At 66.4% G+C, this 23,260-nt stretch carries 24 protein-coding genes; 5 read left to right on the top strand and 19 right to left on the bottom strand.

Features of this window, described 5'->3' with window-relative positions:
• Window positions 1-60: 60 nt before the first annotated feature.
• The 3 genes from CSW57_RS16100 to CSW57_RS16090 all read left to right on the top strand — a co-directional run bounded on the left by CSW57_RS16100 (window position 61) and on the right by CSW57_RS16090 (window position 3,608).
• The gene (locus CSW57_RS16100) at window positions 61-537 is read left to right on the top strand and encodes a nucleoside deaminase (protein ID WP_099383712.1); all 477 of its coding nucleotides are present in this window, start codon (window positions 61-63) and stop codon (window positions 535-537) included.
• Window positions 534-1,505, top strand: coding sequence for an isopenicillin N synthase family dioxygenase (locus tag CSW57_RS16095; protein WP_099383711.1), 972 nt, complete (start codon window positions 534-536; stop codon window positions 1,503-1,505). Before CSW57_RS16100 ends, CSW57_RS16095 begins: the two co-directional genes overlap by 4 nt.
• Window positions 1,506-1,583: 78 nt before the next feature.
• Complete coding sequence (locus CSW57_RS16090; protein WP_099383710.1) at window positions 1,584-3,608, top strand: acyl-CoA dehydrogenase family protein; 2,025 nt, start codon at window positions 1,584-1,586, stop codon at window positions 3,606-3,608.
• An 8-nt stretch (window positions 3,609-3,616) separates the two neighbouring features.
• Here CSW57_RS16090 and CSW57_RS16085 read toward each other — a convergent pair whose 3' ends face one another.
• The 9 genes from CSW57_RS16085 to CSW57_RS16045 all read right to left on the bottom strand — a co-directional run bounded on the left by CSW57_RS16085 (window position 3,617) and on the right by CSW57_RS16045 (window position 11,748).
• A complete protein-coding gene (locus CSW57_RS16085; RefSeq protein WP_189339290.1) occupies window positions 3,617-4,213 on the bottom strand; it encodes a hypothetical protein in 597 nt (198 codons plus the stop codon).
• A 13-nt stretch (window positions 4,214-4,226) separates the two neighbouring features.
• On the bottom strand, window positions 4,227-4,613 hold the full coding sequence (locus tag CSW57_RS16080; RefSeq protein ID WP_223249300.1) for a hypothetical protein: 387 nt from the start codon (window positions 4,611-4,613) through the stop codon (window positions 4,227-4,229).
• Window positions 4,610-5,371, bottom strand: a complete 762-nt coding sequence (locus tag CSW57_RS16075) for a hypothetical protein (RefSeq protein ID WP_099383709.1) — start codon at window positions 5,369-5,371, stop codon at window positions 4,610-4,612. Before CSW57_RS16075 ends, CSW57_RS16080 begins: the two co-directional genes overlap by 4 nt.
• 143 nt (window positions 5,372-5,514) lie before the next feature.
• Window positions 5,515-6,507, bottom strand: a complete 993-nt coding sequence (gene hemB, locus CSW57_RS16070) for a porphobilinogen synthase (protein WP_099383708.1) — start codon at window positions 6,505-6,507, stop codon at window positions 5,515-5,517.
• 10 nt (window positions 6,508-6,517) lie between these two features.
• On the bottom strand, window positions 6,518-8,221 hold the full coding sequence (locus CSW57_RS16065; RefSeq protein ID WP_099383707.1) for a uroporphyrinogen-III synthase: 1,704 nt from the start codon (window positions 8,219-8,221) through the stop codon (window positions 6,518-6,520).
• Window positions 8,222-8,267: 46 nt separating this feature from the next.
• On the bottom strand, window positions 8,268-9,203 hold the full coding sequence (gene hemC / locus CSW57_RS16060) for a hydroxymethylbilane synthase (RefSeq protein ID WP_099383706.1): 936 nt from the start codon (window positions 9,201-9,203) through the stop codon (window positions 8,268-8,270).
• A 3-nt stretch (window positions 9,204-9,206) separates the two neighbouring features.
• Entirely contained in the window at window positions 9,207-10,565 is a 1,359-nt protein-coding gene (locus tag CSW57_RS16055; protein WP_099383705.1) for a glutamyl-tRNA reductase, read from the bottom strand.
• Window positions 10,562-11,392 carry a redox-sensing transcriptional repressor Rex gene (locus CSW57_RS16050; RefSeq protein ID WP_223249299.1) on the bottom strand — a complete coding sequence of 277 codons (831 nt, stop codon included), beginning with the start codon at window positions 11,390-11,392 and terminating at the stop codon, window positions 10,562-10,564. Before CSW57_RS16050 ends, CSW57_RS16055 begins: the two co-directional genes overlap by 4 nt.
• Window positions 11,393-11,490: 98 nt before the next feature.
• Window positions 11,491-11,748 (bottom strand): glutaredoxin family protein, encoded by a 258-nt coding sequence (locus CSW57_RS16045; protein WP_084248173.1) that lies wholly within the window; start codon window positions 11,746-11,748, stop codon window positions 11,491-11,493.
• Between the two features lie 59 nt (window positions 11,749-11,807).
• Here CSW57_RS16045 and CSW57_RS16040 point away from each other — a divergent pair, with 59 nt between their 5' ends.
• A complete protein-coding gene (locus CSW57_RS16040; RefSeq protein WP_099383704.1) occupies window positions 11,808-13,028 on the top strand; it encodes an HAD family hydrolase in 1,221 nt (406 codons plus the stop codon).
• Window positions 13,029-13,122: 94 nt separating this feature from the next.
• Here the strand turns inward: CSW57_RS16040 and CSW57_RS16035 are convergent, their stop codons facing one another.
• From CSW57_RS16035 to CSW57_RS15985, 10 genes are all read right to left on the bottom strand, one after another.
• Entirely contained in the window at window positions 13,123-13,677 is a 555-nt protein-coding gene (locus tag CSW57_RS16035; RefSeq protein ID WP_099383703.1) for a hypothetical protein, read from the bottom strand.
• Between the two features lie 92 nt (window positions 13,678-13,769).
• Window positions 13,770-14,918, bottom strand: a complete 1,149-nt coding sequence (locus CSW57_RS16030) for a lysophospholipid acyltransferase family protein (protein WP_370623970.1) — start codon at window positions 14,916-14,918, stop codon at window positions 13,770-13,772.
• Between the two features lie 127 nt (window positions 14,919-15,045).
• A complete protein-coding gene (locus CSW57_RS16025; RefSeq protein WP_099384525.1) occupies window positions 15,046-16,107 on the bottom strand; it encodes an NAD-dependent epimerase/dehydratase family protein in 1,062 nt (353 codons plus the stop codon).
• Between the two features lie 143 nt (window positions 16,108-16,250).
• Complete coding sequence (locus CSW57_RS16020) at window positions 16,251-16,352, bottom strand: 30S ribosomal protein bS22 (protein WP_003402602.1); 102 nt, start codon at window positions 16,350-16,352, stop codon at window positions 16,251-16,253.
• Between the two features lie 225 nt (window positions 16,353-16,577).
• Window positions 16,578-16,793 (bottom strand): helix-turn-helix domain-containing protein, encoded by a 216-nt coding sequence (locus CSW57_RS16010; RefSeq protein ID WP_023961329.1) that lies wholly within the window; start codon window positions 16,791-16,793, stop codon window positions 16,578-16,580.
• A gap of 177 nt (window positions 16,794-16,970) precedes the next feature.
• Complete coding sequence (proC, locus tag CSW57_RS16005) at window positions 16,971-17,807, bottom strand: pyrroline-5-carboxylate reductase (protein WP_099383701.1); 837 nt, start codon at window positions 17,805-17,807, stop codon at window positions 16,971-16,973.
• Window positions 17,808-17,946: 139 nt separating this feature from the next.
• A complete protein-coding gene (locus tag CSW57_RS16000) occupies window positions 17,947-18,795 on the bottom strand; it encodes a thioesterase family protein (protein WP_099383700.1) in 849 nt (282 codons plus the stop codon).
• 82 nt (window positions 18,796-18,877) lie between these two features.
• Window positions 18,878-19,726: a sugar phosphate isomerase/epimerase family protein gene (locus CSW57_RS15995; protein WP_099384524.1), complete on the bottom strand. Its 849-nt coding sequence runs from the start codon at window positions 19,724-19,726 to the stop codon at window positions 18,878-18,880.
• Between the two features lie 50 nt (window positions 19,727-19,776).
• Window positions 19,777-21,363 carry a hypothetical protein gene (locus CSW57_RS15990; RefSeq protein ID WP_099383699.1) on the bottom strand — a complete coding sequence of 529 codons (1,587 nt, stop codon included), beginning with the start codon at window positions 21,361-21,363 and terminating at the stop codon, window positions 19,777-19,779.
• Window positions 21,364-21,380: 17 nt separating this feature from the next.
• Window positions 21,381-22,337 carry a Ppx/GppA phosphatase family protein gene (locus CSW57_RS15985; RefSeq protein WP_099383698.1) on the bottom strand — a complete coding sequence of 319 codons (957 nt, stop codon included), beginning with the start codon at window positions 22,335-22,337 and terminating at the stop codon, window positions 21,381-21,383.
• Window positions 22,338-22,389: 52 nt separating this feature from the next.
• Between CSW57_RS15985 and CSW57_RS15980 the strand changes: the two genes are divergently transcribed.
• The gene (locus CSW57_RS15980; RefSeq protein ID WP_062797278.1) at window positions 22,390-23,256 is read left to right on the top strand and encodes a hypothetical protein; all 867 of its coding nucleotides are present in this window, start codon (window positions 22,390-22,392) and stop codon (window positions 23,254-23,256) included.
• Window positions 23,257-23,260 lie beyond the last annotated feature (4 nt).

The raw sequence follows: 23,260 nt of genomic DNA, 5'->3' as shown, positions 1-23,260 counted from the left end.
CCGGTGCCGCGACACTATGTCAGTTGCCCCACCTGCGCACGACGGGCAGCGTTGGTCCCCATGAGCACCTCCATCGACGTCTCGCCCGCAACGCTGCTCGAGACCGCCTACGCCGAAGCCCAGCAGAGTCTGATCGAGGGGGGGATCCCGATCGGGGCCGCACTGTTCGCCGCCGACGGAACACTCCTCGGACGTGGTCACAACATGCGCGTGCAGAACGATGACCCGTCGGTACACGGCGAGACCGCCGCCTTCCGCAACGCCGGGCGGCAACGCGACTACCGATCGACCATCATGGTGACCACGCTGGCGCCGTGCTGGTACTGCAGCGGCCTCATCCGCCAGTTCGACATCGGTTCGGTGGTCATCGGTGAGACCCGGAACTTCCAAGGCGGCGAGGACTGGCTTGCCGACCTGGGTGTGTCGGTCACCGTGGTCGACGACCCACGGTGCGTGGCCATGATGGCCGACTTCATCGACGGCAACCCCGGGCTGTGGAACGAAGACATCGGCGTCGCCGAGGAGACCGACCGATGAGCAGCCCGATTCTCACCGTCGACATCTCACAGTGGCGCCGGGGCGGCGACGCAGCCGAGGCACTGTGCCGGGCGGTCGACGAGAGCCTGCAGAAGGCAGGTTTCCTGCTGGTCACCGGCCACGGTATCGATCCGGCGCTTCCCGCCGACCTCCGAGCGGCCGCGCGCCGGTTCTTCGCTCTTCCTGCCAACGTCAAGAGCCGGTACGCGGTGGCCGTCGGTGGTCGCGGATGGATCGGACCGGGCATGGAGGCCAACGGTTCTGCCGACGGGAGCGAGACGCCACCCGACCTCAAGGAGACCTACAACTGCGGTGCGCAGACCCCGACCGGTGACCCGGTGGTGGACGCCGCGTGGTTCCCGCCGAACGTGTGGCCTGCGGAGGTGGCCGAGCTGGAGGAGTTGTTCACCGAGTACTGCCGTCAGATGAAGCTGCTGTCCGACGATCTGCTCGCACTGATGAGCGCTTCGCTCGGGCTCGATGCCGGACATGACTTCCTCGGCCGGGCCGAGCGAGCCACGTGGACCTCCAACATCAACCACTACCCCGCCCTGACCGAGGTGGGTCGTCCCGAGGAAGGACAGTTCCGGATCGGGGCGCACACCGACTTCGGCACCGTCACCGTTCTCGACCGTGAACCGGGGTCCGGCGGTCTCCAGGTCTATACCGAGGAAGGCGGCTGGGCGGACGCCCCCTACGACCCCGAGGCCCTGACCGTCAACATCGGAGATCTCCTCGAATACTGGACGGGCGGACGATGGCCGGCAGGCCGCCACCGCGTGCTGCCTCCGCAGGCCGACGCTCCCGACGAAGACCTGATGTCGCTCATCTTCTTCTATGAACTCGATCACGATGCGGTGGTGACCCCACTGGGCCCACCGGTCGGTGCAGCACACGGCCAACCCCCGGTTGTCGCAGGTGAGTTCATCATGGAGCGGCTCGAAGCGATCACCGTCACAGCGTCCTGATGCCCGCCCGTACGGGTGCCCCCGAGGGTTTGCGGAACTGCCGGTTCAAAGTCCTTACCCGTGGGTAACATCGGATCCATGACGGCGAACGAAGCGGACACCTTCACGGCAACGGACATCGATCCCGAGGTCCGAACCGCAGATCTACCCGAGAAGCAGACCCCCGAGGAAGACACCGAGCTGCTGGTCGACAACCTGCGCATCGCACTCGACGGGCGTTGGCGGTCCACCCGTGAAGCGGTGCGAGAGCAGCTGAACCGTTCCGAATTGCTACCCGACCCGTCGCTGCCGTTGGACCAGGCCCGTGCTCGCATCCTCGAGATCATGCGTGAACTGGCCGGTCACGGGTTCCCCCGCGCCGGATTCCTGGAGAAGCACGGAGGCACCGGCGACATCGGCGCCTCGATCAGCGCGATCGAACTGCTCGGCTACGCCGATCTGTCGCTGATGGTGAAAGCGGGAGTCCAGTGGGGCCTGTTCGGCGGCGCGGTGGAGAACCTCGGCACCGATGTCCACCACGAGAAGTACGTACCCGGCCTGATCAATCTCGATGTGCTCGGCTGCTTCGCCATGACCGAGACCGGACACGGCTCCAATGTGCAGGCCATCCAGACCACGGCCACCTATGACACCGCCACCGGCGAGTTCGTCGTCAACTCCGACACCCAACTGGCACGTAAGGACTACATCGGCGGCGCGGCAGAGCATGCAAAGGTCGCGGCGGTGTTCGCCCAGCTGGTGACCGGTGGTCCCGACGAGGAACCGACCGGCCGAGGCGTGCACTGCTTTGTGGTCCCGCTCCGTGACGACGACGGCAACGATCTCCCCGGGATCACCACCAGCGACTGCGGATACAAGGGCGGCCTGGCGGGGGTCGACAACGGCCGCATCGTCTTCGACCGCGTGCGCATCCCCCGCGAGAACCTGCTCAACCGCTACGCCGACGTCGCCCAGGACGGCACCTACAGTTCGCCCATCGAGAACGAGAACCGGCGGTTCTTCACGATGCTGGGCACCCTCATCCGGGGCCGGGTCAGTGTCGCGGCCACGGCTGGCGCCGCAGGCCGCAAAGCGCTGACCATCGCGACCCGGTATGCGTTGGTGCGCAGGCAGTTCGAACAGCCGGACTCGGACGACGAGATCGTGATCATGGACTACCTGGCACATCAGCGAAAGCTGATGCCCCTCATCGCGAAGTCGTACGCGCTCGCGTTCGCACAGAACGAGATCATCGAGGAACTGCACGAATTGCAGTCCGCCGAAGACCTCGACGAAGACCGTCAGCGTCAACTCGAAGGCGCTGCCGCCGGCCTGAAGGCGATGACCACCTGGCATGCCTCGCACACCATCAACGTCTGCCGTGAAGCCACCGGTGGCGCGGGCTACCTCGACGAGAACCAGCTGTCGATCATGCGCGGCGACATCGACGTGTTCACCACCTTCGAAGGCGACAACACAGTCCTCACGCAGCTCGTCGCCAAAGAACTGCTGTCGGCGTACGCGCAAGACGTTCGCGGACTCAACACCGTCGGCTGGGCACGGTTCATCGCGGGGATGGCCCGCGACGTGTTCCTCGAGAAGTCCGCTGCGCGCCAGGTGGTCCAGACCCTGATGGACACCTCGGGCGAAGATCCCGAAGAGTCCGAGCTGACCAACCGCGGCACCCAGATCCGGCTGTTCCGCAACCGCGAAGACCATCTCCTGCGGACCTGCGCCAACCGGTTGCGTCGGGCGACCGACGACGACGCCGATCCGTTCGAGGTGTTCAACGGGGCCCAGGACCATCTGCTGAAAGTCGGTACGGCGCACATCGAACGGGTGGTGCTCGAGTCGTTCATCGAGGCCATCGACAAGTGCGACAGCAAGGCCGGAACCGAACTGCTCGGCAAGGTCTGCGACCTGTACGTCTACTCGGCTCTCGAAGCAGACCTCGAATGGTTCCTGATGCACCGGCACATCTCGGTGGAACGCGCCAAAGCGATCCGCCGCGGCGTCAACGACCTGTGTGCGGCACTGCGTCCGCATGCGCGCACGCTCGTCGACGGGTTCGCGGTGCCAGAGGAACTGCTCAAGACAGCGATGGTCGAAGACCAGCTCAGCTAGAGCTGTACCTACGAAGAGTCCTCGTCACCACGTACCGGTGGCGGGGACTTCTTCGGTTTCGGCTTGGGTTTCTGAAGGGAAGTGGACTTCTTCGGACCGAGCCCCAGGGCGATCGCCTGGTGAGCCTGGGTCAGTTCCGAACGAAAACGGTCGACGTCACGGGCCCACGCCTGCGCCAATCGGCCGCTGCGCAACTGGATGCCCACACCCTTGCGTCGCCGCGGCACGGCAGTCAGTTCACCCAGGGCAGGAGCGCTCTCCCACTTCTGATGTTCGGGGCTGTTGTTCTGCGGAAAGATCTCATCGATCTCGTCGAGGGCGATGGTCTGCGCGCCCTGACGCAGAGTCATCTCGGTGAGTCGCACCGTGACGTGTGACCGAGCCGCGTACACCTGGACGAGCGAGAACCCGCCGATGATGGCGGCGAAGACCAGCAGCGCGAGCCAGTGCACCTTGCCTTCGCCGACGATCTCGACGATGAGCAGGGCAAGACACAGGAGCGGGCCAATGGTGACCACCCACCAACTGCCGCCGGGTTCGTAGAACAAGACCTCGCCTTCGGTCTCCGGCGTCTCGGGCTCGTGGTCGGGCGTCTCGTCACTCATCGGCGCAGTCCCCTCACCGGCGAGCGAACCAGGGCTCGGACGTGGGGCGGTTGGCGGTCAGCGAACCGGACAGTCCGATCAACGCGAAGAGCAGTGCGGGGACCATCGGCAGCGAGTAGAGCATCGAGGCGAAGATCCCGATGGCGACGAGCATCAGCGTCAGGACCGAGACCGCCGACCGCCAGCGCGGGTCACCGGCGTACGCCTGCCGACCCGCCCACACCAGGGCCGCCCCCACAAGGATGAAAAACACCCCGAAGACCACGCTGGTCCCGGTTCGCACCAGGGCGATCTGGAACAGACCCCACAGCGCGAGCAGGACGCCGGATGCAAGCCACAACCGATACGCCCACACGACGGTGTTCGGGGGCACGCCCGGGTTCACGGACTCGGTGCTCACTTGCGTTCTCCTGTATCTGATCCGGCGTCGTCAGAACGTCTCGGATCGGTGTTGCCGGGCTCCGAGGGCGTGCTGTTGTCCGGACCGGCGGGGTGTTGGTATCCACCCTGCGGGTACCCCGGCGCCCCGTAGTACTGCTGCTGATATGACTGCTGCGGGTACTGCTGGTAGGGGTTCGGATAAGTGGGGTTGGGCGGATACCCACTCGGCGGGCCCTGCGACCACGGCGCCTGCCCGCCCTTGTGCGACTGACTCTTTCGCCACGCCGCCATCTCTTTGCAGTACTTGTCCGAGTCCCGATGCATCAGCAGGACACCCGCGCCGAGTGCGGCGACTCCGCCGATGACGGTCGGGATCATCGTCCAATGATCGGCCTCCTCGATGAAGAACGCCGACACCGTCTGCACAACGAGATAAAAACTGACGAAACCGAGAACCAGGCGGGCCCAATTGCGCCCGGACCGGGCAAGCCACGCGAGCACCCCGAACGCCGCGGCCAGGGTCAGCCCCACGATGACGTACACCACCCAGATGGCGCCATCGGGGAGCTCGCCCTCGGGCATATCTCGGGACACCTCGTCGGCGGCGTCGAAGGCCACTTGGTACTGACCTCCGAAAACCACGCACTGCGCCACGATGATCAGCGCCCACAGTTCGGTGGCGATGGCCATCGGGCTGGCCAGGACCGGCTTGCTCGGTGACTCGGGCGAGGAGCCGCCGTACGGGCCCTGGCTGTAGGGCGGTGGAGTCACGGACATGGGCACCAGCCTAGAGGTCGGGCGGGCGGCTGCGCGCGGGCGTCACAAACGCTCGCCCGGCCATGAGCCGCGAACGGACCCTGACGGCCCGGTCGGCGGGGTTATCGGCCCGGTCGGCGGGGTTATCGGCCCGGTCGGCGGGGTTATCGGCCCGGTCGGCGGAGTTTGTCGGCGACCTCGTGCGCCCAGTACGTCAGCACGATGTCGGCACCGGCGCGGCGGATCGAGGTGAGTGACTCGAGGATGGCGGCATCGCGGTCGATCCAGCCGCGCTCGGCCGCCGCGGTGATCATCGCGTACTCCCCCGAGATCTGGTAGGCCGCGACCGGGACATCGGCCACGTCGGCCACCCGTCGCAACACATCCAGGTACGACATGGCCGGTTTCACCATCACGATGTCGGCGCCCTCGGACAGGTCGAGTTCGAGTTCGCGCATCGCCTCGCGCAGGTTGGCGGGATCTTGCTGGTAGGACTTGCGGTCGCCACGCAGCGACGAGCCGACGGCCTCCCGGAACGGGCCGTAGAAGGCCGATGAGTACTTGGCGGTGTAGGCGAGGATCCCGGTGTCGGTGTATCCCGCATCGTCGAGTGCCGAACGGATCACGGCCACCTGGCCGTCCATCATCCCGCTCGGCCCCACCAGGTGCGCGCCCGACTGCGCCTGCACCACAGCCATCTCGGCGTAGCGCGCCAGGGTGGCGTCGTTGTCGACCGTGCCGTCATCGGCGAGCACACCGCAGTGCCCGTGGTCGGTGAACTCGTCGAGGCAGGTGTCGGCCATCAGGACAGTCGAGTCGCCGAGCTCGGACTTCAGTAGGCCCAGAGCCGAATTGAGCACCCCATCCGGATCGGTCCCGACGCTCCCGACGGCATCCTTGTCGCCCTCGGCAGGAACACCGAAGAGCATCAGACCACCCACACCGGATTCCACTGCGGCGACCGCGGCCTTGCGGAGTGAATCCGGTGTGTGCTGGACGACCCCGGGCATGCTGCTGATGGGCCGCGGCTCGTCGATCCCGTCGGCCACGAACATCGGCAACACCAGATGCCTGGGCTCCAAGGAGGTTTCGGCGACCATCCGGCGCATGGCCGGAGTGGTTCGAAGACGCCTGGGACGATCGATCGGTGAGGTCATGTCCTCCAGCCTACGAGCGTGAGCGGCGGGCCTTCTTGCGCGGCGGAGGCAGCGCACCTTCGGCACGCAGGCGAGCGGCGTGCTCGGCGAGCGCGTCCACCAACTCGTGCACCGATGCGTTCTCCGGCCGCACGTCGACCCGCAGGCCGAACTCGGTTGCGGTCTCGGCCGTCTTCGGGCCGATGCACGCAACGATGGTGCGGGCGTGCGGTTTACCCGCGATACCCACCAGGTTGCGCACCGTGGAACTCGAGGTGAAGCAGACCGCGTCGAAGCCACCGGTCTTGATCATCTCGCGGGTCTCGGCGGGCGGTGGCGCGGCGCGGACCGTGCGGTACGCGGTGACGTCGTCGATCTCCCAGCCACGGCCACGCAGCCCCTCCGAGAGCGTCTCGGTGGCGATGTCGGCACGGGGCAGCAGGATTCGGTTCACCGGATCGAACACGTCGTCGTAGGGCGGGAAGTCCTCGAGCAGACCGAGCGACGACTGCTCACCCGAAGGCAGCAGTTCGGGGTTGATTCCGAAACCGCGAACCTTCTCGGCGGTCGCCTCGCCCACGCAGGCGATCTTCACGCCACTGAAAGCCCGTGCATCCAAACCGAATTCGGCGAACTTGTCCCAGACGGCGCGCACGGCGTTGGTCGAGGTGAACACCACCCACTGGTAACGGCCGTCGACCAGACCCTTGACGGCACGTTCCATCTGGGCAGGACTACGCGGCGGTTCGACCGCGATCGTCGGGACCTCCATCGGGATGGCACCGTGCGTGACCAGCCGATCCGACATGTCGCCGGCCTGATCCTTGGTACGCGGCACCAGAACGGTCCAGCCGTACAGTGCGCGCGATTCCCACCAGCTCAACTTGCCGCGCTGGGTGACCACCTTGCCGATGGTGACGATCAGCGGTCCGGTGAGGGCGCTTCCGCTCTCGTTGAGCGTGGCCAGCGTCGCCTCGATGGTGCGCTGCTGGCAAGTGGTGCCGTTGACGGTGATGGCGGCAGGGGTCTGCGCGGCCAGGCCGTGCTCGGTGAGTGCACTGGCGGTCTCGGCGAGATGACCCGAGGTGGCGTGGAGCACAAGAGGTCCGGGAGCGGCAGCGAGTGCCGCCCAATCGACCTCTCCGCGGACGTCGGCCTCGGTGTGTCCCGAACCCAGCGGCATACCCGCGTAGCTCGGCACAGCGGCCGTCGCGGGCAGTCCCGGGATGACCTCGAACTGCACCTGGGTGCGGGCAACGGCATTGACCTCGGCCAGCACCGCATCGGTGGTCAGGGGGTCGCCTGCCACCAGCCGGACGACGTCGTGGCCGTCCTTGGCGGTGGCGACGAGAGTTTTGGCGACCTCGGCGGGATCACCCAGCGCGGGACGCACATTGCCCATCGAGTCGTCTGCCGAATCGGCACCCGCCCCGGCTGCGGCAGCGCCGTCGGCGTCCTGGGGATCACCCCCCTGCGAATCGCGTTGCTCGCCGCCGCTAATGTCTTGTTTGCCCGAGCGGGTCGCACCGGTCGACGAACTCTTCGATGAGGCCTGCTCACCCCAGCGGACACCGATCTGTTCGACGACCGCGGACGGCACGTCGGGATCGATGAACACCGTGACGGCGTTCTCGATCGCGGTCCGGGCGCGGACGGTCAGCAGTCCGGGATCGCCCGGGCCTGCCCCGACAAAGAGAATGCGACCGGGGGTGGTGGCCTTTTTGTTACGGCTCATGCTCAGCAACTCCTGCCCCGTGGGGCTGTAGCTCGGCCCACTGTTTCTAGAGAAGCTGTCTTGCTCCCTGATCCAGCAGTTCTGCGGCGAGTTCTCGGCCCAGTTCGGCTGCCCGTTCCACCGGACCCACCACCGAGGCCTTGACCGCGTCCGATCCGTCTTCGGCCACGACCGTCGCCCTCAGCGACAGCTCGGTGAAAATGCGCCCGTCCTCGTCAATCGACTCGACCACCTCGGCCATCGCACCGACCGGCGCGGTGCATCCGGCCTCGAGGGCCCCCAGCACCGCACGTTCGGCGTCAATCGCCGCACGGGTGGACGGATCGTCCAACTCGGCGAGAATGCTCACCAGTCGGGCATCGTCTGCGCGGCACTCCACGGCCAAGGCACCCTGTGCGGGCGCCGGCAGCATCTGAACCGGACCCAGCGCTTCGGTGACCTCGTCGGCCCGTCCGATGCGTACCAGTCCTGCTCGAGCCACTACCACCGCGTCGAGTTCGCCGCTCGCGACTTTGCCCAACCGAGAATCAAGGTTGCCTCGTAGGGGGCGGATTTCCAAACCGAGACCCAATGCTCTAAGCTGCGCTGCCCGGCGCGGCGCGGAGGTGCCGACAGTGGCTCCCGGCAGTAGCTCGCCGAGCACCTTGCCACCCGCTGCGACCAGCGCATCTCGTGGATCTTCGCGGGGCGGGATGGCTGCGATGTGCAGCCCGGGTTCAGGGGCCGTCGGGAGGTCCTTGTATGAGTGCACGGCGACGTCCACCTCGCCCGCGGTCAACGCCAGCCGGATCGCCGTGGTGAACACCCCGACGCCGATCTGCTGGACCGGTGCGGCCGACAGGTCGCCTGCGGTCTTGATGATCACCAGTTCGGCAGGATGGCCGGCCTTGATCAGTGCGTCGCGGATGTCGCCGGCCTGGGTTGTGGCCAGCAACGAACCACGGGTGCCGATCCGGATCGGACTCGTCTCGTCGGTGCTCAAGTCCTACCGGGCCTTTCCGTCTGTGTCGCCGAGTCCGGCCGTGTCCCCGAGCCCGACCTCTGGTGCCGACACCGATTCGGCCGCACCGGGCTTGAGTTCGAAGAGCTCGCGAAGAGCTTCGGCGTAGGTGTCGCCCTGCGGCGTGCTCGCGAGTTGTTTGACCCGCACCGTCGGCGCGTGCAGCAACTTGTCGACCACCCGCCGGACGGTCTTGGCGACCTCGTCGCGCTGCGGGTCGTCCAGACCCGGCAACCGGCTCTCGAGTCGCAGGATCTCCGCCTGGACCACCTCGGCGGCCCGCTGCCGCAGCGCGGTGACCGTGGGGGTGACCTCGGCCTGACGCTGATGCATCAGGTAGTCGGCCAGCTCACCCAAAACGATCTCGCGGGCGGCGAACTCGTCGGCATCGGCGGCCTTGGTGGCCTCATCGCCACGCAGACCCTCGATATCGATGATGTGGACACCGGGTAGCCGACCGGCCGCAGGATCGACGTTACGAGGCAATCCCAGGTCGCAGATGACCAATGGTTTGTTGTTCTCGCGACGGGCGAGCGCCGAATGCACCTCACCGACACCGACGACCGCGCCGATGGTGCCGGTACAGGTCACCAGCACGTCGGCGCCGATCAGCGCGTCGGTCATGTCGTCGAAACGCACCGCCCGCGTGGGGATGCCGTGATTCTTGGTGACGTTGGCCGCCAGATGCTGCGCCTTCTCGAACGTGCGGTTGACGACCACCAGCTCCGACACCCCGGATCGGGCCAGGTGGGCGGCAGCCAGGCCACCCATCGCGCCGGCACCCAGGACAACGGCAGAGGTGATGTCATCGTCGAGAATGCTCCGCGCGCGCTCGAGCGACACCGAGACCACCGATGCACCGGCGCGGTCGAGCCCGGTCTCGCTGTGTACGCGTTTACCCACCCGCAACGCCTGCTGCGCCAGCTCGTGCAGCACTCGCCCGGCAGAGCGGTTCGCGTCGGCGCTGGCGTAGGACGACCGGATCTGGCCGAGGATCTGCTGCTCGCCCACCACCATCGAGTCCAGGCCCGCGGCGACCGAGAACAGGTGCTCGACAACGGCTTCGGAGTACCGCACGTAGGCGTACTTGGTCATCTCGTTGACCGTCATGCCCGAGTGTTTGCCCATGACCTCACCCACGGCCTCGAGGGCCGGGTGGAAGGCGTCGACCACGGCGTAGACCTCGACGCGGTTGCACGTCGAGACGATCATCGCCTCGCTGATCTGCGGACTGGCCAGCAGATCGTCGATGATCTTCGGACGGTCGTCGTCGGTGACGGCGAGTCGCTCGAGGATCGGTACCGGCGCGCTCCGATGCGATACGCCGAACAGGAAAATACTCACACGCCCACCGATCTCTGATCTGATCGTGCTCTCGTCTTCGCCCCACTCCTCGGGGCACGTCCACTGCTGCGCTGCTCACGTGGCACGACCGCGGACTCCGCGTTGTGCCGTCGGGCAGCGTTGAAGGCCATCACCTGCAGCTCGAGCGCGAAGTCCACCGGCCGCACGTACACGTGCTCGGGGACGCGCGGCGCAAGCGCGGTGAAGTTCAGGATCTGGTGCACCCCGGCCTCGACGAATGCGTCGCAGGTGGCCTGGGCGTCGGCGTCGGGGGTCGCGAGGACCGCGATCTCCACCCCGTGCTCTTGGCAGATGTCGCCGATCTCGTCGAGCGCCCGCACGGCCAACTCGCCCTCGGCCGCGGTGATCGTCGTCCCGACCAGCTCGGGATCGGCATCGAACATGGCAACGATCTTGATCCCGCGTCGCTCGAACCCCACCCGGCCCAGCAGTGCCTTGCCGAGGTGGCCGGCGCCGGCCAGCACCACGTTGTGATTGTGCTCGACTCCGAGGGCCAAGGCGATGCGGGCGATCAACCGGCCGACGTCGTAACCGACGCCGCGGACTCCGCCCGACCCGACATGGGACAGGTCTTTGCGCAGGATCGCCGGATTGACCCCGGCTGCGGTGGCCAGCTGACCGGACGACACCACCATCGCGCCGCTCTCGCTCAGCGAACGCAGAACGTGGAGGTAGGTGGCCAGCCGGGCGACCGAGGCGCTGGGGATCTCGGACTGGGCGTTGAACCCCGCCGAACTCTTGGCCATGCGTCCGTCTTTCTTCTGGGCTGCATCGTCCGCGGCTTTGCGGACTTCGGTGCGCTTCACCTGCTCATGGCAGGTTCAACACCAACTCGAGGCACTACGGTACCGCTTGTGAATCGATTCACAAACTCGGCTCGAGTTCTTCTGGCCATGCGTCTGGACTAGTGTCCGGCGGCACCCTGCAAATCGGCCCTCAACCTGGGAATATCGACATCCCAGTAGCTATGCTCACGATCGTCGAGCAAGATCACCGGCAGCCGGTCTCCGAACTCGGCGCGCAGGGATGGATCGGTGGCCGCGACGGCATCGACGTCGACCTCGTCGAACTCCACGTCGAACTCGTCGACAACCGGCCGTAGATCGGCCCTGGCACGGGCACAGGCGGCACAACCCGCCCGGGACAGCAACGTGATCCTCACCCTGCCAGTGTTGCAGGCATCGGCGACTAGGCTTGGCACCGACCGAAGGAGGCGATGGAGTGAGCACAACTCCGGGCAGTGGGGACGCCGACGGCGAGGACGATGGCGCCACCGGTTCCCGCGCCGAGCACGGCGACGACCACGAGCCTGACGACCGGCGGCGCGAGCTGCCCGGGGACGGTCCGGATGACGACTCCGATGACGGCTATGACGACGCCGACGACGACCTCGGAGACGATTTCGGGGACGATTTCGCGGACGACGACCTCGACGACCGGCCCGTCGGCGACCACGGGCAGCGACTGCGACCCACCTCCACGGCCGGCCCGCTCTCCCCGCTGACGAGCAGGGTCGGGCGTTTCCGTCAGTCGGCAGCCGAATTGCGCCAGTCGCTCGCCGGTGAGGCCAGTGCACGGGCCGCGTCGTCGAAGCTGCGGGAACGCGGACTCGACGAGAGCGAGCCTTCGACCTTCCTCGAATCCGACGAGCCCGGCACGCCGACCGACGTCCCGCCGGACCTCACCGCTGCGGCGTTCTTCGACGTCGACAACACACTCGTCCAAGGCGCGTCGATCGTGCATTTCGCCCGCGGCCTCGCCGCACGCGACTACTTCAGCTACCGCGACGTGATGGAATTCGTCTGGGCGCAGGCGAAATTCCGGATGACCGGCCGGGAGAACTCCGAGGATGTCGCGCAGGGGCGGGAGAAAGCGCTGTCCTTCATCGCCGGGCGCGAGACCGACGAACTCGTGCGGCTCGGCGAGGAGATCTTCGACGAGTTCATCGCCGACAAGATCTGGCCCGGCACCCGCACCCTTGCGCAGATGCACCTCGACGCCGGACAGCAGGTGTGGCTGGTCACCGCGACACCGGTGGAGCTTGCCCAGACCATCGCCGACCGGCTCGGACTGACCGGGGCACTGGGCACGGTGGCCGAGAGCGTCGACGGGGTGTTCACCGGACGGCTGGTCGGCGACATCCTGCACGGGCTCGGCAAGGCGCATGCCGTGCGAACGCTCGCGATCCGCGAGGGCCTCAACCTCAAGCGGTGTACGGCGTACTCCGATTCCCACAACGACGTCCCCATGCTGTCGCTGGTCGGCACCGCCGTGGCGATCAATCCCGATGCCGACCTGCGTGAGGTCGCCCGGGTGCGTGGCTGGGAGATCCGCGACTACCGCACGGCCCGCAAGGCCGCGAAGATCGGCGTGCCGACAGCCGTGTTGCTCGGCGCGGCCGGTGGTGGCGCTGCCGCCGCGGTCCGCCATTTACGCCGCTGACTCCCCTGCCCCCCCTCCGATGATGTGCCCTTATGGCGGAGCCCACCTGCGGTTTCGTTCGCCATAACAGCACAACATCGGGGGTTGGGCGGGATCACCAACGGAACATGGGCAACGGTGATGTCGGGTGGGTCTTGGCGCGATCCACCGTGAGTTCGATGAGGCGGCGATGAAACCCGTTGTCGGGCAGGCGCTTAGAGAGCTGGCGGTACCGCCGTCGGGAAACCCCGAACCGGACGACACCGAAGCTGACGTCGATCGCGTCAGCGCGCCGGAACATCTCAACCGGTGATGCCGGCGGCGCGGCACGCCGCACCTTGTGATGGTGATAGACCATCTCCGTCACGATCGTCCGGAGGTCGTCGCGGCCGTGATCGCGCAACCACGCGACGGCCAGATCGGCCGATGGTGGCAGGTAGTCGAACGTGCCGGCCGTCCAGATTTCGAGGTCGTGGAACGCGGCGGCCGTGAGGAACTCCTCGGTGGTGCTGGGCACGGGTGATGACGAGGCACGCGGCGAAATGGCGTGCAGTTCGTCGCACAACGCCAGCACTCGTGCCGCATGGCCCCGATAAGCATCCCAGTCCGGGCCGAGATGGCCACGCCACAGCTCGAGTCGCCCGTCCAGTTCTTCAACCGCTGACGTCACAACCAATCCCTCCGATGATGTGCCCTTATGGCGGAGCCCACCTGGGGGTTCGTTCGCCATAACAGCACATCATCGGGGGTGGCGGGTGAAACTCAGCCGAAGTAGACGCTCGATCGACGGCTGAGCATGCGGAAGAGAGTCTGCTGGATGTCTTCACGCACATTGTCGGTCAGGTCGAACACGACCATCGGATCGTCGGCAGCCTGATCATCGAAATGGCCGGTCTCGATCGGGGTACCGAAATGGATCTGCCACTTGGACGGCAACGGCACCAGGCCGAGCGGTCCGAGCAGCGGAAACGTCGGCGTGATCGGGATGTAAGGCAGACCGAGAAGGCGGGCGATCGGCTTCAGGTCGTTAAGCATCGGATAAATCTCTTCGGACCCGACGATCGACACCGGAATGATCGGGACCTTGGCACGCAGCGCCGTGGTGACGAAACCACCCCGGCCGAAGCGCTGCAACTTGTAGCGGTCCTTGTAGAGCTTGCCGATGCCCTTGAAGCCCTCCGGCCACACAGCGGTCAGCTCGCCGCCTCGAAGCAACTTCTGTGCGTCGGCGGTGCAGGCGAGAGTGGACCCCGTGCGGCGCGCTATGTCGCCGATGACCGGGGTGTCGAAGGCGAGGTCCGCGGCGAGCACGCGCAGGTGCCGATTCCTCGGGTGGTAGTCGTGCACGGCAACCGACGTCATCAAGGCATCGATGGGGATGGTGCCGGCGTGATTGGCCACCAGGAGTCCACCACCGTCGAGCGGCAGATTCTCGATACCGCTCACATCGACCCGGAACCACTTGTCGAACAAGACCCGCAAGGCGGGGAGCCACACCGACTCGGTGAAGTGGGCGTCGAAGCCGAAGTCGTCCACCTCGTAGTCGCCGGTCACGCGCTGACGCACGTACCCGGCGGCACCGGTGATCGTGTCGGCGATCGTCTGCCGGACACCGTCGAGATTCAGGAAGTTCGACGACATCTCGGCGGCCTGCTCGAACCGTCCGGCCTCGAGCTGCGCTCGCACGTCCTCGCTGATCGGGGTGACCGGCGCCTGCACGAACTCATCGGTGTTCGGATGCCCGCGGTGATTCGGGTGTTGTTGTGGCGCAGCAGTTTTCGCCGAGTGCCCGCTGGTCTGGGACGGATGCCGACGACGCGGCTGCCCACCGGGGCCCGGCGCACTGGAATACAGCTGGATCACCTTGGCCGTTCGCGCGTCGGACGTACTATTCCGATTCTGCACGATCACCCACCTCCCTCAAGCATGGTGCCCGCCGCCCCTACGTGGTCGTGTCGAACAGCATTCGTCGATTGTCCCCGCCATGGTCGCCCCCGCGCCAGGCATCGGATGAACTTACCTTCTCCGCTCGCCCCGCTCACGTCAGCTGCTTCGCGGCCTGGGCTATCCACTGCTCCAACCGCCGCCAGGCCGCCGGTGAGATCACCGGCTCCAGCGGTTTTCGGGATATGAAGTCGTCGAAAGTCTCCAAGCTGGTGTACTTCGGCTCGAAGCCGAGTTCGGTGCGCATCCGGGTGGTGTCGAGAACCCGGCCGAACGTCAGGTAGTCGGCCTGATCGCTGTGAAACGGGGCAACGCGCATGCCGCGGTAGACCCCGGCGACGGTGCCCAACATCCGGCCCGGGACCGGCAAAGCGACGCGGCCGGCCCGCCGCACCGCCTGACTGAGCGTCACCACACCGTCGGCGGCGATGTTGAACGTGCCGGCGCGACCGGCGAGAGTCGCGTGCTCGAGCGCCGACAAGGCGTCTTCTTCGTGGAGGAACTGCAGTCGCGGTTCGTGACCGATCACCACCGGGATCACCGTGGCCGAGAAGTACTTGCTCATGCGCGTGGAGATCTGCGGTCCGAGCATCGCCGACAACCGCAGAATGGTGACGGACATGTCGGGTCGTCGGCGGCCGAGGCCTCGGGCATAACCTTCGACGTCGAGCAGATCACGGGCATAGCCGTGTGTCGGCTCATGCCGGGCATGGGTGTCCTCGGAGAAATGCGCGGGGTCGGCCGAACTGGCGCCGTAGATCATGCCGGACGAGCGGACGACAAACCGCTTGACCGTGGGGCTGCGCTGGCAGGCGGCGCACAGCTGCATCGTGCCGATGACATTGAACTCTTTGATGGCAGGCGAATGACCGACGGTGTCCATCACCGAGGTCGCGGCGTGCACGACGGTGTCCACACCGGCTTTGTCGATCACCTTCGCGATCGCCGAACGCCGGATGTCCACCCGGACGAACTCGGCCCGACCGAAACGTCGCAACATGTCTTTGGAAGGGGCCCGCGAGTCGACGGCGATCACCCGGTCGATGTCGGGATTCTGCGCCAGACGAGTGGTCAGATATCCGCCGAGAAAAGTCGATGCGCCGGTCACCAACACAACGCGCGGCGTTGTATCCGCCACATCCCCACCCTCGACCATGTGCCCAGCGTACGGAACTTTGCCCGTCTTCATCCAGTCAGTGGCTCAGTAATTTTCCGGGGCGCACATCCGGCGAGAAAGCCTTTATCAGGGCAAAACAAAACCCGCCGAGATGTCGGCGGGTTCTGAACGAAAAAGAAAACTCACTTACCGAGTTTTCTGCGCTGCACCCGGGTGCGACGCAGCAACTTGCGGTGCTTCTTCTTCGACATGCGCTTGCGGCGCTTCTTGATCACTGAACCCATGTGGGAACTTCCTCACGATCTGACCGATGGTCCTTCAAGGTTTTGCCGTCCAACGAGGCTGGCTCACATAACGTCGTACGCCAGAACACAGGCGAACGGGTCGACTACCGACCTTACCGCGCCACCGTACTCGTCACGAAATCCACCGCGGCGGTCTTCGATCCAATGGCCGACGCGGACCGGGCCACCGTGGCGGCCCGGCCCGTCGGGAATGCCTCGTGAGGCCTAACCAGCGTCGAAATACGACGTTTCGAGGTAATCGTGGACTGCCTTGGCGTGCACTCGGAAGGAACGACCCACGCGTACCGCGGGCAACTCTCCGTTGTGCACCAGGCGGTACACGGTCATCTTCGAGACGCGCATCAGTGATGCGACCTCCGCGACGGTCAGGAACTGAGTTCCACCACCGGCGTTGTCACCTGACTTGCTTGCAGATGCCATGAAATTTTCATACCTCCGGGGCACGCGTCGCGGCCGCTCGGCTTCCCCTCCGGCGGACTCCAGACACGCACGTGCTCCCCGAAGCTTAGCGTGGCGGGTGGGGTTAATGCGACGTGAGTAGGTAACTGGGTCGATTTTGTCGCATGAGATCGCCCCGACGCGGCGCCTGACGGCGATTCAGGACGTCTCGATGTTCGCCAGCACAGCGCGGCCGGTCGCCTCGCTCTTGGCCGCATTCGCCCGCATCGCCTCGGACACCGCATGACGCATGCCGTAGCGCTCGAGTTCACGCAGGGCCTCGGCGGTGGTGCCCGCCGGTGAGGTCACGGCTGCGCGCAGATCCACCGGCGAGACCCCCGAGTCGGTCAGCAGTACGCCGGCACCGCGCACGGTCTGCGCGGCGAGTTCGGTGGCCATCGACCGCGTCAGCCCCATCGACACACCGGCGTCGATCATCGCCTCGGCGAGCAGGAAGACGTAGGCCGGCCCGGATCCGGACAGCGCGGTGATGGCATCCATCTGCCTCTCCGGGACGACCACCACCTTGCCGACGGTCTCGAGCAGCGTCACCACGGTGGCCACGTGCTCGTCGGTGGCGTACCGACCCGCCGCGATCCCGCACATGGCCTCGCCGACCAGCATCGGGGTGTTGGGCATCACCCGCACCACCGGCGCGCCGGCAGGCAGAGCGTTCTCGTACTTCAGCATCGGCAATCCGCCGACGAGAGTGACGGTGAGCCGCTCGGCCTCACCGACATCCTCGACGTCGGCGATGATCGACAGGACGGCGTCGACATCACCCGGCTTGATTGCGAGGACAACGATGTTGGCGCCCTCGACAGCGTCGGGGATGTCGGTGACGCGCACCCCGTAGTCCTCGGTGATCTCTTTGGCCCGGCGCGCCGACTTCTCCGCCACGACCAGATCCTTGGTCGGCTTGCCGGTCTTGATCAAGCCGGCCAGCAGCGCCTCACCGATCTTGCCGCCGCCGATGATTGCGATTCGCTGAGTCATGCTGCTCACTTTCTCACGCTGATGTGGGTGTGTTCTGGCGAGTCCACCAGGGCTGATTTTTTCGCCGCAGATCGCAGAGATCGTCGGGGGTGCGGACGACCCCCGCCTGTCGATGGACCGGATCGCTGCCGGGTGGTCGTCAGCCCGCGGCCGGGATCATCGCGAGTTGCCGCGATTGGACGACAACCTGGCCCGTGGAGTCGACGACCACGTGGTCCTCTTCGAACCAGCCGTGCCCGACCTCGGTGCTCGAGGCCTGGATACGCAGCCATCCGGGCGCGGGCCGACGTCGCAGATATGTCGTCAACTGCATGGTGGGTGCCCAGCCGAACAGATTCAGGTTCATCACAACCGGCGCACTCAGGTCGCCGCAGAGGATCGCGAACAGGGCGTCGGGGTCGGCCTCCTTGGGCCGTGCCCACATCCGGAACACCGGGTCGGCCTTCTCCCCGCGGGTGAAGGCGAGCGATCGCTCCTCGATGGCGATGTCGAGCACTGCGGACAGGTGCATGACCTCGCCGACCGGGCTCTTCTCGACCCAGATGACGTCTTCGGTCGGTGAGGCCGGAACCGCGGAGAGCGGGGTGGGGGCCGAGTAGTGGTTGTCCACATCGGGTGTCCCGACCGTCACGGTCGAGTGGACGAGATTGCGGCCGTTCTGATGGATCTCGACGTCGACCAGCGACACCCGGCGGCCGCGTTTGCGCACCCAGACGTGCAACGTGATCTCGGCCGGGTCGGGTGCGCCGAGGTAGTTGGTGGAGATGGCCATCGCGGCGAGATCGTCGGATGCGGGCTTGTCGGCCGGCGCGGTGGCCCGGAAGCCGGCGAGGGCCGCATTGGCGCTGAGCATCTGCAGTGTGCCGCCGTGCACCTTGGGCCCGATGGTGAAGACGGGGTCGATCTGGGCCGAGTACTCGACTCGGTCACCGCTGGGAGCGGTGATCTCTTGCAGGATGTTCAGGCGGGCAAGGCTGGGCTCGGACACAGTGCTCAGTACTCCTTCAACGGTTCTACATTCATCCCGGCCACGGCCATCGGAAGATTCGGTGGCGGCCCGGATGGGTCGGCTACGGCCTCTCGAGGTGCGTTCTCGCGAAATCCAGTGAGCGGGAAAGGATCTCACGACGCTCGGCCTTGGTGTTCACCGAACTCGTGGTGACCTCCAGAATGGCCGATCCGGAGAAGTCCCCGGCGGCCAGACTTTTACACACTTGCACACAGGGTTGCGAACCGTCGCCGGGGACCAGGTGTTCGTCCACGGCCGCCCCCGAACCATCGGTCAGGTGCAGGTGACGTAGGCCACCGCCCATCCGGTCGAGCATCTCGATCGCATCCGCGCCCGCGGTCGCGGCATGGGAGAGGTCGAGTGTGTAGTGCGCGAAACCGTCATCGGTGGGATCGATCGACGTCGCGAAGGCAGAGACCGCCGCGCCCGGTCCCCCACCGCGCCTTCGCATCCGCCCGGCGGCCTCCTCGTACTTGCCGAAGAACCTGTCGGTGCGGACAGGGAACATGTTCTCCACCGCGATGTCGACCCCCGAGTCGTCCTCGAGCGCGTCGATCAGGTCGCGAAAACCACCCGCGTACTTTCGCTGCCACCGGAACGGCGGATGCACCACCACGGTTCCGGCTCCGAGATCCTCGGCCGCTGCCACCGACCGCGCCAGCTTGGCGGCGGGGTCGCGACCCCAGACCCGTTGCGAGATCAGCAGACACGGTGCATGCACCGACAACACCGGCAGGTGGTAGCGGTCGGACAGGAACGCGACCCTGTCGATGTCCTGGCTGACCGGTTCGGCCCACACCATCAGCTCGATGCCGTCGTATCCGAGATCGTTGGCGTACTGGAAAGCGGCTTCGGTGTTCTGCGGATACACGGACGCGGTCGACAGACCGATCGCGATGTCTTCTCTCATCGACTCTTTCGGAGAACCCTGCGCGGACACGGCGATCTCCTCGGGCACTCTCAGTCTCCGGCGACGAGCAAGAGAACCAACGGGCCGATGGTCACCAGGAGACCGACCCCCAACGCCAATAGTGTACTGATCAGGTCCTGGCTGCGACGGACGACATGGACCAGGGTGACCATGCCGAAGATGACCGCGACGGCGAGGACGAGCGCGAAATACACGTTCCAGCGCCATAGTTCGGTGAAGCCCCAGAAGAGGGCGACGCCGACTGCCAATCCGGCGAGGACCTGACCGATCAGGATCAGCCACTGCACGGTCGGCGAGTGTCGCGATTCACTGTCGGCGGTCTGAGCGCTGCTGTCGTCGTGGGTCGATCGAGCGTCCGTCCCGCCGGCCTGTGTGTCGGTAGAGGATCCGGTGAGCCGCGCCTTGACGGCCTCGGTTTCTTCGGCACTCGGGTGCACCTGCGGATGGATCAGCGGTCCGTGTTCCTCCGTGGCCCCGACCTCACGCAGGCCCGACGGCATGCCGGACGCCACCGGGTCGGTGCCCGTGAGGTCGACCTCTCGCGGATCAGGTTGCTGCACATCGCGTTTGGTCAGATCTGGACCTGACACCTGCGTCTGTTCGTCGTCATCGACATCGAACCGGAGGTAACGACCCGCGGCTGCGCCCGACGTTGCCGTGGTGGCAGGCTGCGAAGTGGCAGGTTGCGGGGCGGTCTGTTCCGGCTCGGCCTGATTCGATCCGTCCGCTGTCGGCATCGATCGGGTGGACACGTCGGGCTTGGCCGGCGGGTGGCCGGAGTCATCGACGGTCGGAATGAGCTGGGTGACCTGGTGGTCGGTGTTGCCACCGGCGTTGTCGTCGGACCGCTCAGGCTCCGACGGCGCAGGTGCCGGTTCGTCCGCCTTGCGTCCGAAGCCGAACAGACCGCGTTTGCGTTTGGCCGGCTTGGGGGCGGCAGGGGAATCGTCGACGTCCTCGAAGTTGCGGTACCGCTGGAAGTCGGCCTCGCGCTCGGCGGCGGTACGGAAGTCGTGCTGACCGTCTTCCCTGGTGCGGTCGGGGTCGTTGTCGTCGACCTGCGAATACGCCTGGACCGATGCGATGACTCCGGTGGTCTCCTCGTCGGACTGCTGGGCCTCTTCTGACGCGGTCTGCGACTCCTCGCGCTCGCCACGGTCGGACGCCGGCATGGCTGCGGTCTCGTCGCCGCTTGTCGCCGACTCGGTGTTCGACCCTTCCGGGGATTCATCGGCCCGCTGCTCATCCGCCGGCGCCTCGACATCACGGGGGCGCGACAGAGCAGGACGTTCGGGCTCGCCCGGCGTCGGTGCGGCGGCATCGTCGGTGTCCTGCGCGCGTTTGGACACGTCTGCCGAATTGAAGTCCCGGGTGGGTGGCGGGACAGGGTTGTCAACTCGGCTGGGCGGAGGGGAAGAATCGTTCACCCGAGGGATCTCGCCCGTGAGTTCGGCAACCGACACCGCGCCCTTGCCTCCACGGTGGCGACGGCCGGTCGGCGGGGTGGCTGCAGGTTGAGACCCGGTTGCCGCGTTCTCCGCGTCCTGCTCCTTGGCCCGCGCCAACAACTCGGCAACCGAGATGGGGCGTGAATCGGGATCGGATCCTCTGGCCATGAGTTAGTTCACCATCCTTAGCGTTCGCCGGCCGGCAACTCGGTATCGCTGGACTCGAGGTCCAGTCTGCGCAGAATGACACCTTCGCGCAGGGCCCACGGGCATATCTCCAAAGTATCGATCGACAGTGCTCGCATGCTCGCCTCGGCCACCAGTGCGCCTGCCACGAGCTGTCCCGCGCGGTTCACACTCACTCCCTCCAGCTCGGCCCGGTCCGCCGTGGTCATCCTGGAGATGAAGGCGATCAACTGCCGCAGACCATTGCTGGTCAGTGTCCTCTTCACCCGGGGTCCAGCGCTGGAAGGCGCCGCTCCGGTGAGTCGCGCCAGCGAGCGGAACGTCTTGGAACTGCCGACGGCGAGGTCGGGGGTGCCCGCAGCGAGGAGCTCTTTGGCCGCCGGCGCCAGTTCGGCGTCGAGCCAGTCACGCAGCACCGCGACCTTGCGGCGGACGGGCGGATCGTCCGACAACCACTCGCGGGTCAGCCGGCCGGCGCCCAGCGGCAACGACAACGCGACGTCGGGTTCCTCGTCGACGCCGTTGGACAACTCGAGCGACCCGCCGCCGATGTCGAGGGCGACGATGCGGCCTGAACCCCACCCGTACCAGCGGCGCACCGCCAGCGACGTCAGTCGTGCTTCGTCGACGCCGGAGAGCACCACCACCCGCACACCGGTCTCGTCGGCGACCCGGTTGAGTACGTCATCGCAGTTCGTGGCATCACGGACAGCCGAGGTCGCGAATGCCATCACCTGTTTGCAGCCAGAGGTGTACGCGATCTTGGTGAACTCGTCGACGGCCTCCACCAGGCTGTCTGCACCGGGATCGGACAGCCGCCCGTCGGTGTCGATCTGCTCGGCGAGCCGCAGAGTGGACTTGGTCGAGCTCATCGGGGTCGGGTGACCGCCACGGTGAGCATCGACCACCAACAGGTGGACAGTGTTGCTGCCGACATCGAGGACTCCTAAACGCACGGCTTACAACCTAGTGCGTCTACCGTTGATACCTGTGCAGCCAGCCTCCAAAATGGTGCCCACCCCCGAGGTCCCGTTGGACTTTCCGAGGGAATGGTACGAATTCGCAGACCCAGCCGACCCCGAACGCATCATCAACGCCGACCTCACCTGGTTGTTGTCGCATTGGACATGCGTCTTCGGTACGCCGGCGTGCCAGGGCATCATCGAGGGCCGCGAGAGCGATGGGTGTTGCAGCCACGGCGCCTATCTGTCCGACAAGGGCGACCGCAAGAACCTTGCCAAGGCAGCGGCCATGCTGACGCCCGACGACTGGCAGTTCTACGAAAAGGGTTCAGGTAAGGACCCGTTGGGCAAACGCGGCTACCTCGAAGAGGATGAGCTGGACGACGAGCCCGCCATCAAGACGCGCAAGTACAAGGGCGCCTGCATATTCCTGAACCGGCCGGGGTTCGCCGGTGGGCAGGGTTGCGCCCTGCACTCGATGGCACTGCGCAAGGGCATCGAACCGCTTGAGGTCAAGCCGGAGGTCTGCTGGCAACTCCCGGTTCGCCGGGAGGAGCAGTGGGTGGAACGCCCCGATGGTGAACAGGTGCTCAAGACCACGATCACCGAGTTCGACCGCAGGGGCTGGGGTTCAGGTGGCGCCGACCTGAAGTGGTACTGCTCGGGGTCGCCGGACGCGCACATCGGCGAGAAGCAGGTGTGGCAATCGTATGGACCCGAGCTGATCGCGCTGATCGGCAAACCGGCCTACGACGAGTTGGCCACCGTCTGCCGTCGCCGCAGCGCGCTGGGCCTGGTCGCGGTGCACCCGGCCACGGCGAAGGCCACCCAGCGTCAAGAGGGCGACCGCAAGTACGCCCAGCATCCCGAGGCCGAAGACATCGCCGACCCCGGTCTGCCGGACGTCACCTGAGAAC

Origin of the sequence: Williamsia muralis (assembly GCF_002735905.1) — a bacterium.
GTDB classification, from domain to species: domain Bacteria; phylum Actinomycetota; class Actinomycetes; order Mycobacteriales; family Mycobacteriaceae; genus Williamsia; species Williamsia muralis_A.
Note: the sequence above shows the minus strand (reverse complement) of the source record. Positions and strands in the feature narration are given on the sequence as shown.

What these genes read in the sequence shown, in the direction of transcription:
- CSW57_RS16100 (WP_099383712.1), top strand. Translation starts at nt 61, where the DNA reads ATGAGCACCTCCATCGACGTCTCGCCCGCAACGCTGCTCGAGACCGCC.
- CSW57_RS16095 (WP_099383711.1), top strand. Translation starts at nt 534, where the DNA reads ATGAGCAGCCCGATTCTCACCGTCGACATCTCACAGTGGCGCCGGGGC.
- CSW57_RS16090 (WP_099383710.1), top strand. Translation starts at nt 1,584, where the DNA reads ATGACGGCGAACGAAGCGGACACCTTCACGGCAACGGACATCGATCCC.
- CSW57_RS16085 (WP_189339290.1), bottom strand. Translation starts at nt 4,213, where the DNA reads ATGAGTGACGAGACGCCCGACCACGAGCCCGAGACGCCGGAGACCGAA.
- CSW57_RS16075 (WP_099383709.1), bottom strand. Translation starts at nt 5,371, where the DNA reads ATGTCCGTGACTCCACCGCCCTACAGCCAGGGCCCGTACGGCGGCTCC.
- hemB (WP_099383708.1), bottom strand. Translation starts at nt 6,507, where the DNA reads ATGACCTCACCGATCGATCGTCCCAGGCGTCTTCGAACCACTCCGGCC.
- CSW57_RS16065 (WP_099383707.1), bottom strand. Translation starts at nt 8,221, where the DNA reads ATGAGCCGTAACAAAAAGGCCACCACCCCCGGTCGCATTCTCTTTGTC.
- CSW57_RS16025 (WP_099384525.1), bottom strand. Translation starts at nt 16,107, where the DNA reads ATGGTCGAGGGTGGGGATGTGGCGGATACAACGCCGCGCGTTGTGTTG.
- CSW57_RS16020 (WP_003402602.1), bottom strand. Translation starts at nt 16,352, where the DNA reads ATGGGTTCAGTGATCAAGAAGCGCCGCAAGCGCATGTCGAAGAAGAAG.
- CSW57_RS16010 (WP_023961329.1), bottom strand. Translation starts at nt 16,793, where the DNA reads ATGGCATCTGCAAGCAAGTCAGGTGACAACGCCGGTGGTGGAACTCAG.
- proC (WP_099383701.1), bottom strand. Translation starts at nt 17,807, where the DNA reads ATGACTCAGCGAATCGCAATCATCGGCGGCGGCAAGATCGGTGAGGCG.
- CSW57_RS15995 (WP_099384524.1), bottom strand. Translation starts at nt 19,726, where the DNA reads ATGAGAGAAGACATCGCGATCGGTCTGTCGACCGCGTCCGTGTATCCG.
- CSW57_RS15990 (WP_099383699.1), bottom strand. Translation starts at nt 21,363, where the DNA reads ATGGCCAGAGGATCCGATCCCGATTCACGCCCCATCTCGGTTGCCGAG.
- CSW57_RS15980 (WP_062797278.1), top strand. Translation starts at nt 22,390, where the DNA reads ATGGTGCCCACCCCCGAGGTCCCGTTGGACTTTCCGAGGGAATGGTAC.